This window comes from Aeromonas sp. FDAARGOS 1410 (genome assembly GCF_019048745.1).
GTDB classification, from domain to species: Bacteria; Pseudomonadota; Gammaproteobacteria; order Enterobacterales; family Aeromonadaceae; genus Aeromonas; species Aeromonas jandaei.
This window is the reverse complement of the sequence record NZ_CP077401.1, coordinates 3,817,167-3,830,858: the sequence shown is the minus strand read 5'-3', so window position 1 is coordinate 3,830,858 and position 13,692 is coordinate 3,817,167. Positions and strand designations below refer to the sequence as shown.

Annotated in this window: 12 protein-coding genes and 8 tRNA genes; 6 read left to right on the top strand and 14 right to left on the bottom strand. The window is 60.5% G+C overall.

The annotated features are described in order from the left end of the window. Positions 1-114: 114 nt before the first annotated feature. The 6 genes from I6L40_RS17825 to pnuC form a co-directional block, all read right to left on the bottom strand. On the bottom strand, positions 115-1,755 hold the full coding sequence (locus I6L40_RS17825) for an alpha-glucosidase (RefSeq protein WP_216994661.1): 1,641 nt from the start codon (positions 1,753-1,755) through the stop codon (positions 115-117). 200 nt (positions 1,756-1,955) lie between these two features. Beyond that, the gene (locus tag I6L40_RS17820) at positions 1,956-2,336 is read right to left on the bottom strand and encodes a DUF1622 domain-containing protein (RefSeq protein WP_033115688.1); all 381 of its coding nucleotides are present in this window, start codon (positions 2,334-2,336) and stop codon (positions 1,956-1,958) included. A gap of 67 nt (positions 2,337-2,403) precedes the next feature. Then, the gene (gene yqfB, locus I6L40_RS17815) at positions 2,404-2,727 is read right to left on the bottom strand and encodes a N(4)-acetylcytidine aminohydrolase (protein WP_216994660.1); all 324 of its coding nucleotides are present in this window, start codon (positions 2,725-2,727) and stop codon (positions 2,404-2,406) included. A 42-nt stretch (positions 2,728-2,769) separates the two neighbouring features. Beyond that, positions 2,770-3,441 carry a Crp/Fnr family transcriptional regulator gene (locus tag I6L40_RS17810; protein WP_104014113.1) on the bottom strand — a complete coding sequence of 224 codons (672 nt, stop codon included), beginning with the start codon at positions 3,439-3,441 and terminating at the stop codon, positions 2,770-2,772. Positions 3,442-3,545: 104 nt separating this feature from the next. After that, positions 3,546-4,271 (bottom strand): nucleoside phosphorylase, encoded by a 726-nt coding sequence (locus I6L40_RS17805; RefSeq protein ID WP_216994659.1) that lies wholly within the window; start codon positions 4,269-4,271, stop codon positions 3,546-3,548. A 3-nt stretch (positions 4,272-4,274) separates the two neighbouring features. Continuing rightward, positions 4,275-4,991: a nicotinamide riboside transporter PnuC gene (gene pnuC, locus I6L40_RS17800; protein ID WP_216994658.1), complete on the bottom strand. Its 717-nt coding sequence runs from the start codon at positions 4,989-4,991 to the stop codon at positions 4,275-4,277. A gap of 259 nt (positions 4,992-5,250) precedes the next feature. On the opposite strand from pnuC, the gene I6L40_RS17795 reads away from it, so the two are divergent. Beyond that, the gene (locus I6L40_RS17795; protein ID WP_071913134.1) at positions 5,251-7,083 is read left to right on the top strand and encodes an SLC13 family permease; all 1,833 of its coding nucleotides are present in this window, start codon (positions 5,251-5,253) and stop codon (positions 7,081-7,083) included. A 175-nt stretch (positions 7,084-7,258) separates the two neighbouring features. Here I6L40_RS17795 and I6L40_RS17790 read toward each other — a convergent pair. The 8 genes from I6L40_RS17790 to I6L40_RS17755 form a co-directional block, all read right to left on the bottom strand. Then, positions 7,259-7,342, bottom strand: a tRNA-Leu gene (locus I6L40_RS17790). Between the two features lie 7 nt (positions 7,343-7,349). Further along, positions 7,350-7,426: transfer RNA gene (locus I6L40_RS17785), tRNA-Met, on the bottom strand. 37 nt (positions 7,427-7,463) lie between these two features. After that, positions 7,464-7,538: transfer RNA gene (locus I6L40_RS17780), tRNA-Gln, on the bottom strand. Between the two features lie 46 nt (positions 7,539-7,584). After that, a tRNA-Met gene (locus I6L40_RS17775) sits at positions 7,585-7,661 on the bottom strand. Between the two features lie 38 nt (positions 7,662-7,699). Continuing rightward, positions 7,700-7,774, bottom strand: a tRNA-Gln gene (locus tag I6L40_RS17770). 42 nt (positions 7,775-7,816) lie between these two features. After that, positions 7,817-7,891: transfer RNA gene (locus I6L40_RS17765), tRNA-Gln, on the bottom strand. A 41-nt stretch (positions 7,892-7,932) separates the two neighbouring features. Next, a tRNA-Gln gene (locus tag I6L40_RS17760) sits at positions 7,933-8,007 on the bottom strand. 8 nt (positions 8,008-8,015) lie between these two features. Further along, a tRNA-Met gene (locus I6L40_RS17755) sits at positions 8,016-8,092 on the bottom strand. 631 nt (positions 8,093-8,723) lie between these two features. Between I6L40_RS17755 and I6L40_RS17750 the strand changes: the two genes are divergently transcribed. The 5 genes from I6L40_RS17750 to I6L40_RS17730 all read left to right on the top strand — a co-directional run bounded on the left by I6L40_RS17750 (position 8,724) and on the right by I6L40_RS17730 (position 13,690). Then, complete coding sequence (locus I6L40_RS17750; RefSeq protein ID WP_033115308.1) at positions 8,724-9,647, top strand: LysR family transcriptional regulator; 924 nt, start codon at positions 8,724-8,726, stop codon at positions 9,645-9,647. A 135-nt stretch (positions 9,648-9,782) separates the two neighbouring features. After that, a complete protein-coding gene (locus I6L40_RS17745; RefSeq protein ID WP_033115309.1) occupies positions 9,783-10,910 on the top strand; it encodes an ABC transporter substrate-binding protein in 1,128 nt (375 codons plus the stop codon). 44 nt (positions 10,911-10,954) lie between these two features. Then, positions 10,955-11,953 (top strand): ABC transporter ATP-binding protein, encoded by a 999-nt coding sequence (locus I6L40_RS17740; protein WP_216994657.1) that lies wholly within the window; start codon positions 10,955-10,957, stop codon positions 11,951-11,953. Further along, positions 11,950-12,903, top strand: coding sequence for an ABC transporter permease (locus tag I6L40_RS17735; protein ID WP_043852215.1), 954 nt, complete (start codon positions 11,950-11,952; stop codon positions 12,901-12,903). Before I6L40_RS17740 ends, I6L40_RS17735 begins: the two co-directional genes overlap by 4 nt. After that, positions 12,893-13,690 carry an ABC transporter permease gene (locus tag I6L40_RS17730; RefSeq protein WP_033115312.1) on the top strand — a complete coding sequence of 266 codons (798 nt, stop codon included), beginning with the start codon at positions 12,893-12,895 and terminating at the stop codon, positions 13,688-13,690. Before I6L40_RS17735 ends, I6L40_RS17730 begins: the two co-directional genes overlap by 11 nt. Positions 13,691-13,692: the final 2 nt, after the last annotated feature.

Below are 13,692 nucleotides of genomic sequence, written 5' to 3'. Positions count from 1 at the left end.
TTAATAAGTCAGTAATAGTGGTTAATTTAATCCCGCCGCGTGGGTGCATGATTTTCTGCTGGTAACCGACGGATGGCGATTGACGGGCCATTGGCATGGCCCGTCAGCACGGGGTTAACCCTGATCCACTTGCAGCCAGATGGCGCACTGATAAGGGGCGAAGAGTGGCAGTGGTTCGCTTGGGTAATTGGCCAGCAGCAACCGCATTCCGTCTGCCACCTTGTCGAAGTGGGGCATCGGCAAGGGGTTCGCCGTGAGATTGGCGAGTAGCAGCAGGGTGTGCCGCTCTCCGCTGGCCGGATCCTGCCAGTGGCGGCGATAGCCGATACGATCTGGGTCATCCCCATCCAGCAGATCGAAATTGCCGTGGCGAATGACAGGGTGAGCCTTGCGCAGGGCGATGAGCTGGCGATAGCAGTGAAACGGCGAGTCGGGACGGGCCAGCTGCTCGGCGGCATTTATCTCGACGTGATTGGCGTTGAGGGCAATCCAGGGCGTGGCCGTACTGAATCCGGCGTGGGGGCCGGCGTCCCACTGCATCGGGGTACGGGCGTTGTCGCGGCCGATGGCGTCGAGCCGCCGACTCAGCTCGGCAGGATCCAGCCCTGACTGGCTGGCGCGGTAGTTGAGCGCCTCCACATCGCGCAGCTCGCCCGGCTGCCAGTGGCGGTTGGACATGGCGAGCTCCTCCCCCTGATAGATGAAGGGGGTGCCCTGCATCATGTGCAGCACCATGGCCCACAGCTTGGCGCTGGTTTCACGCCACTCGGGTCTGTCATCGCCAAAGCGGGAGACGGCGCGGGGCAGGTCGTGATTGCCGAGAAACAGGCTGTTCCAGCCGCGCCCGTGTAGCCCTTGCTGGTGGCGGGCCATGGCTCGCTTGAAGGCGAGGGGATCAAAGCGGGATGACCACTTGTCACTGCCGAGCCCCAGATGCTCGAAGTTGAACACCATGCTGAACTCGCTGCCATCGTGGTTCGAATAGTTCTGCATATGGGCGAGATCGGCCCCCCAGGTCTCCCCCACAGTAATGATCCCCTTGCCGCCGAAGCTGGCAGCATTGAGCTCGCGAATATAGTCGTGCAGGCGCGGGCCATTGCTCATGGCAAGCCGGTCCCACTCCTTGCTCACCATGTCTATCACATCGAAGCGAAATCCCTTGATCCCTTTGCCCAGCCAGAAGTTGATCACCGCTGCCATCTCGGCGCGCACCGCCGGGTTGTCCCAGTCCAGATCGGCCTGACTGGGATCGAAGTTGTGCAGGTAGTAGCGATCAAGCGCTGGCACATACTGCCAGCCGCTGCCGCCAAAAATCGAGGTAATGGGGTGAGCATCGACAAAGGCTTGATCCCGGAATACGTAATAACCCTGATAACAGGGATCCCCGGCCAGTGCCTTCATAAACCACTCGTGCTCGGTAGAGGTGTGGTTGGCGACGATATCCATCATGATGCCGATGCCGTGAGCGGCCGCTTCGGCTATCAGCTGCTCCATCTCGGTCAGGGTACCGAAGGCGGGGTCGATGGCACGGTAGTCCGCCACATCGTAGCCGTTGTCCCGCTTGGGGGAGCGATAGATGGGGGTGAGCCAGAGCATATCGACCCCGAGGGTGGCCAGATAGTCGAGGCGCTGACGGATGCCGTTGATATCGCCCATGCCGTCGCCATCGCTGTCCTGAAAACTCATGGGGTAGATCTGGTAGATGACGCAGCTATCGAGGTCTATATCGGGCGTGTGAAGGGAGTGCGTATTCATCAGCGTGGCCAGTTGGGGGAGAGGATTTTCTATCTTACGCAGATGAACGGGGACTCGACAGGGCAGGGGAAACCTTGAAAAGGGTTCCATAGTTGGCTGATTGCCAAAAGTGAGGGGAGGGTCACAACTGGGCCATCCCGAGCCACGGCTGTGGTCGGGATGGCACGGCACTCAGCGATGATGCTGTGCAGGAATAAAGGTTATTGAGCAGCCTTGGCCTGCTCGCTGCGCTGTTCCTGCTGGCGCTCGGTCTGGGCTTCCAGCTCCTTGCCGAGGAAGTAGTTCAGGAAGGTGCGGATCACCGCGATGATGGCGAGGCGGATCAGCTCCTCCTTGCTCGGCGCCACCGTGGTGGCCAGGATGTCCGCGGCGAGCTGGAACTCCAGCGCCAAGATGAGCCAACTGCCGAAACAGAGGCGAATGCGCGGAAAGCCGGGTTCGTGATCCTCCATCCGTGCCGCCAGCCAGAGGGTCTTGCCAAGCCCTATCACCACACAGGCGATGGAGATGATCTCCAGCAGCAGCTGGAACAGCTCGACCCCGTGCATCATCCCTTCTCTCAGGCTCGCTATCTCAAACACTCGGGTCACCTCCATGATTCAAAAGAGGACACTATTAACACATCGCTCGGCAAAGGCCAAATCCGGCTCAGGCAATCATTTTGAATTCAATCACATAGAGCGGCGGCAGAGCGGGGTAGATATCGCGGATCACCTGTTTGAGTTCGGGAAGGGTCATGTTCTCCTGACGGGCGTGTTCGTCGTTCAGTTCATCGAAGGCCACTGCATTGACGGAGATCACCTCGATGGTGCCAAAGGGCTGGTGTTCCGGGTTGGTGAACAGCGCCAGCCGCTGGCCAGGCTGCCAGTTGGCCTCGCTCTCGTCGCGGATGGTGATGGTCTTGCGACCCGCCTGAATGTCGGCAACGAAGCGGCTGAAGAAGGTGAACTCTGGATAGGTGTGAGTAGACATGGTGACTCCTGACAGGGTGAATCGAAATGGGGTGAATAGAAATCAAAGGTCGAGATAGGCGCGCAGCCTGGCCAGATCGGCGATAACGGGGCCGTCACTGCCGTCGGCAACTATGCCCTGTTCGACCAGCTCCTTGAGGGCGCGGCGGTAAACCCGCTCGGTGGTGCCGAAGCGCGCCGCCTCGTGGGCCCGCTTGCGTGACCCCAGCATGGGGGTGCGCTGGCGTTCTCGCCACAACTCATAGGCGATGTTGTAGGCGATGGGGTGGAGCAGTCGGCTGGTGGTGATCTCCAGCGTATCGAGATAGTCGCTGGCAAGCGCCGCGGCGAAGAAGAGGGTCAGCTCGGGCTCGGCCAGCAGGCGCTGGGCCAGCTTGTCGGCACAGATGACCCGGGCGTCGAGTTCGGTCTCGGCCACCACGTTCCACTGCACCGGGGTGGCGCTGAAGAACTCCATTTCGCCGAAGATCTGGCTGTGACACTCAATCTCGCCGAGCTGGAAGATGCGGCCCGAGTGGACGGCGCTATTGAGGGAGACCCGCCCTGCGCCCACCAGATAGAGCTGCTCGCTCAGCTCCCCCTGCCGCATGATGGATTCGCCCGGCAGGTAGCGACGCAGAAACAGGGTGCACGCTTCCAGCGCCGCGGCAAAGCGGGGTTCCAGTTTGGCGAGTTCGGCGTGAAAACGACCGAGGGGATAGGGCTGTTGCTGCATGACGTACCTGTCGCACCGATGACGAGGGCCATGAGGCTAGCAAGAGCGCGGGCCGGATACCAGCCCGCCTCCTGTCGAATGTACCGAGATTAACGATTTGCGGGTTATTGCACCAGGGCGTGGAGGGCGGCGGCGATGGCGTTTCGCTCGCCGTTCATCATAGCCTGCTCGGCGTTGGCGTACTCATTGACCCCATCCTGCACATCCTGCTCGAACAGCACCACGTTGCAGAGCACGGCGGCAACCCGCACCTTGCGCAGGCGCCCCACCGTCAGCAGAGAGGCAGTTTCCATATCGGCGCCCAGCACACCACGGGCATGCCAGTAGCGGCATACCTCCTGCTCGTCATCCCGATAGAAGCTGTCGTGGGAGCGCACCAGCCCGTGCCAATGAGGCTGGCCGCTGGCCGCCACCTGATTGAGCAGGGCAGCTTGCAGCCAGATGTCGGCACAGGCGGGGTACTCGGCGGGCAGATAGGCCTGCGAGGCCCCCTCATTGCGTACCGCCCCTTCCACCACGATAAGGTCGCCAAGACCGATGTCGTGCTGCAGGGCGCCGGCCGAGCCGACCCGAATAAGCGAGCGGGCGCCGGCTTGCACCAGCTCCTCCAGCGCTATGATGGCCGAGGCGCCGCCGATGCCGGTGCTGCAAACCGTGATGGGCACTCCCTGATAACGGCCATTGATGAGACGAAACTCCCGGTGCTGGCCCAGCACTTCGCACTCGTCGAGCTGGCTGGCGATGCGATCAACCCGGGCCGGGTCGCCGCACAGCACCACCCGCTCGGCAATCTGGTCGGGGCGGCACTGGATATGGGGTAGCAGCGTCATGGCTTATACCCCCTGTGGCTGGCGCTTGGCGGCAATCACCCAGAGGCGGGTGCCGTTGGCTGCGATAAAGAGCAGGAGCAGGTATTCGAGCGACATGGCGTAGACACCCTGCGCCGCATAGATACCGATGCTGATGATGTTGATGACCACCCAGAGGATCCAGTTCTCCACGTATTTGCGGGTCATCAGGATCTGCGCGACCACCGAGAGCACCGTCATGGTGGCATCCCAGAACGGGAAGGCATCGGGGGAGGGCTCTGGGGTGGCAAGGTTGGCACCAAACAGGTTGAGCAACGCGACCGAGGTGCGCGCCAGCGCCGCGAATACCGGGTCGATGTAGCGGGTCAGCAGGGCGATGGCCAGCACGCTCACCACGGCAGTGACGATGAGTTTGGATTTGCTGAGCCAGCGGATCTGCAGGGTATCCCCCTGATCGTTGGCCGGGCGGGTCCAGGCGTACCAGCCGTAGACGTTGGCGCAGAAGAAGAACAGCTGCAGCAGCAACAGCCCGTAGAGCTGGATCTGGAAGAAGATGATGGCAAACAGGGTGACGTTGATAAGACCGAACAGGTAGTTGATGGTCTTCTCCTGACTGGCGAACCAGATGCAGGCTAGCCCGAACAGGGTACCGATGGCTTCAATCCACGACATGGCGTAACCGCCGCCCAGCGGTATGGTCACTAGCGTGTTATTGATGCTGAACAGCTCGAATATGCTCATTTTCTGATCCTTGGCATGGAGGTAGTGCGAGGGTGCCATTCTAGGCGGCGCGGCCGCTGCCGGGCAGGACTTTTGTCCCCCCTGTGCTTGGCACACATCAAAGAAATCCAATCCGATGACCGCCTATTCAAGCGCTGATGGGTTATGGTGCGATAGCTGGCCGGACTTTATTGATATGTAACAAGACCATAGCCTCATGGCTGTGGTCTGATAGAGTCCACTCTCCGGGAGGAGAATCGTGTTGTAAAAGGAGGTTCCATTGAATTCCGAGCTTGTCTGGGTGCTCTCTCTGCTGGCGGGTGCCATTTATCTCTTCATGACCAATAAAGTCCGGATGGACGTGGTCGCCCTGTTGATCATTATCCTCTTTGTGCTGAGCGGCACCCTCACTTTGCCGGAGGCGCTGGCGGGTTTCAGCGATCCCAACGTTATTCTGATTGCCGCCCTGTTCGTGGTCGGGGATGGGTTGGTGCGCACCGGCATTGCCTATCAGGTGGGGGATGCGCTGGTGAAGGTGGCGGGCAGCAGCGAGACCAAACTGCTGGTGCTGCTGATGGTGGCGGTGGCAACGCTGGGGGCTGTGATGAGTAGCACCGGGGTGGTGGCCATTTTCATCCCGGTGGTGCTGAGCGTGGCGAATCGGATGGGGATCCCGGCTGGTCGCCTGATGATGCCGCTCGGTTTTGCCGGCCTTATCAGTGGCATGATGACGCTGGTGGCTACACCGCCCAACATGGTGGTCAACAGTGAACTGATGCGTCATGGCATTCATGGCTTCACCTTTTTCAGCTTCACACCGCTCGGCGCCCTGATCCTGCTGTGCGGGATTGTCTACATGCTGCTGGTGCGCGGCTCCCTGGTGGGCGAGGGGGAAGAGGGCAAAGGCAAACAGAGTGGACGGCGCACTTTTCGCGATCTTATCCGCGACTATCGCCTTACCGGCCGGGCTCGCCGGTTGGCGCTACGCCCCGATTCACCGCTGATTGGCCATACCCTGGATGAGTTGCAACTGCGCGCCCGCTATGGCGCCCACGTCATCGGGGTAGAGCGCTGGCGCAAGTTTCGTCGGGTGATGGTGCCGGTCTCGGGGATCAGTGAATTTCAGGCCAGGGATGTGCTGCTGATCGACATGTCCGATCCCGAGATCGATATTCGCGAGTTTTGCAGCGAGGCGCGGCTCGAGCCGATGATCCTGCGTGGCGAGTACTTCTCCGATCAGGCGCGGGAGGTGGGGATGGCCGAGGTGTCGCTGATCCCCGAGTCGAGTCTGCTTGGCAAAACCGTGCGCGAGGTGACCTTCCGATCCAGCTACGGTTTGAGTGTGGTGGGGCTGCGCCGGGATGGCGAGACGATGGGTGGCAAGCTGGTGGATGAGCCGCTGCAGATGGGGGATACCCTGCTGGTGGTGGGCAACTGGAGTCATATCCGGCTGCTGCAAACCCACAGCCGTGACTTTCTGCTGATGGGGCTGCCGGCCGAGGTAGACGAGATGGCGCCGGCGCGCAGTCAGGCCATTCACGCCCTCATCTGCCTCGGGGTGATGATCCTGCTGATGGTGACCGACCCGGTGCCCAACGTCATTGCCGCGCTGATCGCCTGTCTGCTGATGGGCAAGTTTCGCTGCATCGACATGGAGAGCGCCTACAAGTCGATCCACTGGCCAACCCTGATCCTGATTGTCGGTATGCTCCCTTTCGCACTGGCGCTGCAAAAAACCGGCGGGGTGGATCTTATCGTGGGCGGGTTGATGAGCGCAGTGGGAGAGATGGGGCCGCGGGTGATGCTGGCCAGTCTGTTTGCCCTCTGCGCCGTGATCGGTTTGTTCATCTCCAACACGGCGACGGCAGTATTGATGGCGCCGATTGCGTTGGGCACGGCGCAGCAGATGGGGGTATCGCCCTATCCGTTTGCCATGACCATCGCCATCGCCGCCTCGGCCGCCTTCATGACGCCGGTCTCGTCACCGGTGAATACCCTGGTATTGGGGCCGGGCAACTACAAGTTCGCCGACTTTATCCGTATCGGTGTGCCCTTTACCCTGCTGGTGATGGCGGTGAGCGTGGTAGCCATTCCCTGGTTCTTCCCGTTCTGACCATTTGAGGCAAATAGGTGTTTATCTGGCGGCCTGCGGGCCGCTTTTTTGTGGGCGAGTGAAAGCCGTATCGAGAAGATCGGGAAGGGGGAGCAGCAAGAAAGTGGGCAAAAAGAGGCAAATTTCAGATACAAAAAAACCAGCATAAAGCTGGTCTGTTTGGTACTTCGTTCAATGGTGCGGAAGGAGAGACTCGAACTCTCACGCCTAGGGCGCCAGAACCTAAATCTGGTGCGTCTACCAATTTCGCCACTTCCGCAAATTGATGGTGGCTATGACGGGATTCGAACCTGTGACCCCCGCATTATGAGTGCGATGCTCTAACCAACTGAGCTACATAGCCTTTGTTATCGACCACAAGGTGGAAGAGAACAGAATAATGGCTGGGGCACTAGGATTCGAACCTAGGTATGGCGAGATCAAAACCCGCTGCCTTACCGCTTGGCGATGCCCCAACAGTGTTCTTTGCAATCAAATGATTGAAGGAACGTTTTTCAAAAATGGTGGCTATGACGGGATTCGAACCTGTGACCCCCGCATTATGAGTGCGATGCTCTAACCAACTGAGCTACATAGCCGTTTGTTATCAACCACAAGGTGGAAGAGAACAGAATAATGGCTGGGGCACTAGGATTCGAACCTAGGTATGGCGAGATCAAAACCCGCTGCCTTACCGCTTGGCGATGCCCCAACAGTGATGCCTGACAGAAACCATCAAACACCATTTTAAAAATGGCTGGGGCACTAGGATTCGAACCTAGGTATGGCGAGATCAAAACCCGCTGCCTTACCGCTTGGCGATGCCCCAACAGTGATGTCTGACAGAAACTATCAAACACCTTTAAAAAATGGCTGGGGCACTAGGATTCGAACCTAGGTATGGCGAGATCAAAACCCGCTGCCTTACCGCTTGGCGATGCCCCAACTAAGGATGGTGGCTATGACGGGATTCGAACCTGTGACCCCCGCATTATGAGTGCGATGCTCTAACCAACTGAGCTACATAGCCAACCTTGCTTCCGGTGAGTCGTTACCTCGTCACCGTGCGGGCCGAATTATGCGTATCTGGCTCTGGGGCGTCAACCATTTTTTTGCCAGAAAAACTCAATTTGAGTGCGTTTGGCCAGTTATTGGTCTCTGTTGCGCAAAAGCCCAACAATCTGCATTTTTTTACGTCATCTCCTGCTTTGGTGTAACGGCAAAAGATAAAAAGGGAGGCTCGTGAGGGTTGCCTTGTAATAGGGGAGAGAGGAGAGGAAAGGGGGCTGCCACTGGGAGAGAAGAGTGTTTGGCTCCTTTCTATGTCGTCCAGTTGCTACTTTTTAAATCAATATCTTATTCGATGGTCACTCACGGCAGCGTTGTCTTGTGGGGATTTGCTGCTACAAACGGGTCAACAGGGAGATTTTTGGCATGCCATTGGCTTTTCAAAGGCGCTTTTTGCGGTTTTGATTGCTGCCAGCGTAGCCACGCTCCCCGATGGCAATATGGGTTGTTTTCATTTGAGTTCTATATAAGGGGTTCTGGCCGACAAGTCGGGAGTGAACGTCATTTTTGCGAGCCGTCTCACCCCTCTTTCCCCTGACGCAACCCGGTCAAGTCGGTAAGCTTGGCAGAGTCACCAAAGGCAAGGACGCCCGATGAACTTCACTTTTCGCCAGATCCGCTATTTCGTGGCCGTTGCCGACAGTCTGTCGGTCAGCCGTGCAGCCCAGGAGCTGCACATCTCCCAGTCCGCCGTCACCGGCGCCATTCGCGAGCTGGAGGAGGGGGTGGGCGCCACCCTGTTCGAGCGTGGCCCGCGCGGGGTGACGCTCACCCCTCAGGGTCACCAGTTTCTGCTCCATGCCCGGCGCATCCTTGGCGCCATGAGCGATGCGGCCCACTCCCTGAAAGGAACCGCACGGGAAGAGGAGGGGAGTCTCACCATAGGTGTCACCAGTCTGGTGGCGGGTTACTACCTCTCCGATGCCCTCGGCCGCTTTCGCCGCCTCTTTCCGGCAGTGCATATCGAAGTGAAAGAGGATGAACAGGCGTTTCTCGAGCACCAGCTGGTCAATGGCGAGATCGATGTGGGGCTCTTGATGACCAACCGCACCATCCGCCACGAGGCGTTCGATACCGAGCTGCTGACCCGCTCACCGCTGCGGCTCTGGCTGCCGGTCAACCATCCTCTCTGCGCCCAGCCCTCCATCTCGTTGACCGAGCTGGCCAACGAGCCGCTCATCGCCCTCACTGCCGACCAGATGGAGCAGGTGATTCAGGCTGGACTGCGCCGTTATGGCCTGCGGCCGCGTATCGTGCTGCGCACCGGTTCGGTGGAGGCAGTGCGCAGTCTGGTGACCAGCCATCTTGGTCTGGCCCTGCTGCCGGATTTTGCCTATCGCCCCTGGTCGCTGGAGCAGGAGCGGGTGGAGGCGCGGGAGATCAAGGAGCCGATCCCCGCCATCGATATCGGACTGGTGTGGCGACGTGGCTCGCGTCTGCCGTGGGCGGCGCGCGAGTTTATTGAAATAGCCAAGGAGCAAGGGCGGCTGCGCGCCCGGCTCGGGCCGGCCAGATAGGGTTCATACGACGTCGCTATCACTTTTACTGATAGCTTGGCCCCTGAAAATTGAAATTCTCATTGCTCTCTCCTTCCCCTACGCTCACTCAAGCGTTAACAGGATGTTAATTCACTACTGGAGAAGGAGATCACCATGAGACTGACTGCACTCTGTCTCGGATTGCTGGCGTCGTCCCTGCCGCTGCACGCCGCGCAGAAAGGGGAGGGACAGGTCGACATCGTCGCCTGGGCCGGCTACGTGGAGCGGGGCGAAACCGACAAGAACTACGACTGGGTGACCGGTTTCGAGCAGGCTACCGGCTGCAAGGTGACGGTCAAGACCGCCGCTACATCGGACGAGATGGTCGCCCTGATGAATGAAGGGGGCTTCGATCTGGTGACCGCCTCGGGAGATGCCAGTCTGCGTCTCATCGCCGGTGGCAAGGTACAACCCCTAGATCTGTCGCGCATCCCCAGCTGGAGCAAGGTGGATCCCCGTCTGCAAAATGCCCCCTGGCACACGGTGAATGGCAAGCACTACGGCGTGCCCTACCAGTGGGGCTCCAACGTCCTGATGTACAACACCAAGGTATTCCCCAAGGCGCCCGACTCCTGGTCCGTGGTGTTCGAAGCCCAGACCCTGCCCGATGGCAAGCCCAACAAGGGGCGCATTCAGGCCTTTGATGGCCCCATCTATATCGCCGATGCCGCTCTCTATCTGATGACTCACAAGCCGGAGTTGGGGATCAAGGATCCCTATGAGCTGAACGAGGATCAGTACAAGGCTGCGCTGGAGCTGCTGCGCCAGCAACGGCAGCTGGTCGGTCGCTACTGGCACGATGCCTTCGTGCAGATCGACGACTTCAAGAATGAAGGGGTGGTGGCGTCGAGTTCCTGGCCGTTCCAGGCCAATACCCTGGCCGCGGACAAGCAGCCGGTCGCCACCGTGGTGCCCAAAGAGGGGGTCACCGGCTGGGCCGATACCACCATGCTGCACGCCGAAGCCAAACACCCGGTTTGTGCCTATCAGTGGCTCGAACACTCCCTCGACAACAAGCTGCAGGGGGATCTCGCCTCCTGGTTTGGCTCCGTGCCTGTGGTTCCTGCGGCTTGTCAGGGTAATGCCCTGCTCGGCGCCGAAGGATGCAAGACCAACGGGGCTGACAACTTCGCCCGGGTGCACTTCTGGCGTACCCCGGTCAGCCAGTGCAAGAGCCAGGGTACCTGCGTCCCTTACTACCGCTGGGTCTCCGATTACATCGCCATTCTTGGCGGCCGCTGACACGTCCGGGCCGGCTTGCCGGCCCCTCACTCTGGAGTCAATTCATGCACGCAGTTCAGTTTGAACGGGTGAGCCGTCACTATGGCGCCGTCAAGGCGGTGGACGAGGTGTCGCTGGCCATCGCGCCGGGGGAGTTCTTCTCCCTGCTGGGGCCGAGCGGTTCCGGCAAGACCACCTGTCTGCGGATGCTGGCCGGGTTCGAGTACCCGACCGGTGGCACCATCCGCCTCTTTGGCGAGGAGTGCTCGACACGTCCACCCTACGAGCGCCCTCTCAATACCGTTTTTCAGGATTACGCCCTCTTTCCCAACATGAATGTGCGGGACAACATCGCCTACGGGCTGATGCTCAAAGGGATCGACAAGGCCACCCGCCACCGCCGCGCCGACGAGATGCTCGAACTGGTGCGCCTGCCCGGGGTGGGGGATCGCCGGCCGGGTCAGCTCTCCGGTGGTCAGCGCCAGCGCATCGCCATCGCGCGGGCCCTCATCAATCAGCCGCGGGTGCTGCTGCTGGATGAACCGCTCGGCGCTCTCGATCTCAAGCTGCGCGAGCAGATGCAGCTTGAACTCAAGGCGCTGCAGCGCCAGCTCGGCATCACCTTTATCTTCGTGACCCACGATCAGCAGGAGGCGCTCTCCATGAGCGATCGCATCTGCATCTTCAATCAGGGTCGCATCGAGCAGGTCGCCTCTCCCGAGACCATCTACGACACGCCAGCCACCCCCTTCGTGGCCCGCTTTGTCGGCAGCGTCAACCTGTTCGAAGGGGAGGCCGCCCGCCGTCTCACCGGCCAGAGCGGTCAGGTGATGGTGCGTCCGGAGCGGATCCGGCTCGCCACGGCCGGTGTGCCCGGCTGGTCAGGCGAGGTACGCGAGGTGGAGTATCTCGGCCCCTATGTGCGCTACCGGGTACGTATCGACAGTGACATCGAACTCATCGTCAACCACCCCAACGAGGGACAGGCGCGCCTGCCACTCGGGGAGCGGGTCTCGCTGAGCTGGGCGGCACCCGCCGTGCATGCTTTGGGAGCGACCCCATGAACAGTGCGAGTCTGACCATGCCAACCGTGCTTCCCCCTGCACCGCTGCGTCGGCGCCTCTCGAACCTGCTTTATGGCCGCTCCGGTCTGCTGCTGGGGATCCTGCTCGGGCCGCCCCTCATCTGGCTTGGCCTTATCTATGCCGGCTCCCTGCTGATGCTGCTCTCCAACTCCTTTTTCGGGCTCGACGAGTTCAGCGGCCAGATCCGCCACGAGTTCACCTGGCAGAACTTTATCGATCTGGCGCGCCCCGAAAACCGGGATGTGATCCTGCGTACCGTGGTCATGTCCCTGTTGGTCACGCTGGCCTGTGCCCTGATCGCCTTTCCGATTGCCTATTACATGGCGCGCTACACCAGAGGGCGGCAGCGGGCTTTTTTCTATATCGCCATCATGCTGCCGCTCTGGTCGAGCTATCTGGTGCGGGTCTACGCCTGGAAGCTGATCCTCGCCAAGGAGGGGGCGGTGAACTGGCTGGCGGGTCAGTTGGGGCTGGACGGGGTGTTGCAGGCACTGCTCAGTCTGCCGGAGATTGGCGGCCCCTCGTTGTCATTCTCACGGATCGGCACCTTTATCGTCTTCGTCTATGTCTGGCTCCCCTTCATGATCCTGCCCATTCAGGCGGCCGTGGAGCGGATCCCTCTCTCCCTCATCGAGGCGAGCGCCGATCTCGGGGCCACTCCGGGGCAGACCTTCCGTACCCTGCTGCTGCCGCTGGCGCTGCCGGGTGTAGTGGCCGGCTCCATCTTCACCTTCTCGCTGACCCTTGGCGACTACATCATCCCGGGCATTATCGGCAACTCCACCCTCTACATCGGTCAGGTGGTCTACATGCAACAGGGGACGGCGGGCAACCTGCCTTTCGCCGCGGCCTTCTCACTGGTGCCCATCCTCATCATCGCCGTCTATCTGATGGTGGCAAAACGTCTGGGGGCTTTCGATGCGCTTTGATCAACCGGGTCGTACCCTGCGGGTAGCCGCTTACGGCGGGCTCGCCTTCCTGCACTTTCCAATCCTCTTTATCTTTCTCTATGCCTTCACCACCGAGAGCAAGAGTTACCAGTTTCCGCCGCCGGGCTTTACCCTCCACTGGGTTGCGGTGACCTTCGAACGGCCCGATGTCTGGCGCGCCATCCAGCTTTCGCTGGAGGTGGCGAGCCTTGCAACTCTGGTTGCCCTGCTGTTGGGGACGCTGGCAGCCGCCGCCATCGCCCGCAGCCGCTTCTTCGGTCAGGAGATGGTCTCGCTGATGCTGATCCTGCCTATCGCCCTGCCGGGGATAGTGACCGGTCTGGCGCTGCGTTCGGCCTACGGTGCGCTGGAGATCCCCTTCAGCTTCTGGACCATCGTCATCGGCCACGCCACCTTCTGCGTGGTGGTGGTCTACAACAATGCGCTGGCCCGTTTTCGCCGTACCAACCGCTCGCTCATCGAGGCATCGATGGATCTCGGGGCCGACGGTTTCCAGACCGTGCGTTACGTCATCCTGCCCAACATCGCCACAGCGCTGCTGGCGGGCGGCATGCTGGCCTTTGCCCTCAGCTTTGACGAGGTGATCGTCACCACCTTTACCGCCGGCCAGCAGACCACGCTGCCTATCTGGATGTATCAGGAGCTGATCAGGCCGCGAGATCGCCCGGTCACCAACGTGGTTGCCCTTATCATCGTCGCCGTCACCACGGTGCCGATCCTGCTCGCCTATTACCTGACCCGCGATGGCAACGACGCCGTGCGCTAATT

Bases quoted from the DNA above. Each gene is read 5' to 3' on its own strand.
- I6L40_RS17745 (WP_033115309.1), top strand. From the start codon at position 9,783: ATGAGACTGACTGCACTCTGTCTCGGATTGCTGGCGTCGTCCCTGCCG.
- I6L40_RS17805 (WP_216994659.1), bottom strand. From the start codon at position 4,271: ATGACGCTGCTACCCCATATCCAGTGCCGCCCCGACCAGATTGCCGAG.
- I6L40_RS17735 (WP_043852215.1), top strand. From the start codon at position 11,950: ATGAACAGTGCGAGTCTGACCATGCCAACCGTGCTTCCCCCTGCACCG.
- I6L40_RS17810 (WP_104014113.1), bottom strand. From the start codon at position 3,441: ATGCAGCAACAGCCCTATCCCCTCGGTCGTTTTCACGCCGAACTCGCC.
- yqfB (WP_216994660.1), bottom strand. From the start codon at position 2,727: ATGTCTACTCACACCTATCCAGAGTTCACCTTCTTCAGCCGCTTCGTT.
- pnuC (WP_216994658.1), bottom strand. From the start codon at position 4,991: ATGAGCATATTCGAGCTGTTCAGCATCAATAACACGCTAGTGACCATA.
- I6L40_RS17825 (WP_216994661.1), bottom strand. From the start codon at position 1,755: ATGAATACGCACTCCCTTCACACGCCCGATATAGACCTCGATAGCTGC.
- I6L40_RS17740 (WP_216994657.1), top strand. From the start codon at position 10,955: ATGCACGCAGTTCAGTTTGAACGGGTGAGCCGTCACTATGGCGCCGTC.
- I6L40_RS17730 (WP_033115312.1), top strand. From the start codon at position 12,893: ATGCGCTTTGATCAACCGGGTCGTACCCTGCGGGTAGCCGCTTACGGC.
- I6L40_RS17750 (WP_033115308.1), top strand. From the start codon at position 8,724: ATGAACTTCACTTTTCGCCAGATCCGCTATTTCGTGGCCGTTGCCGAC.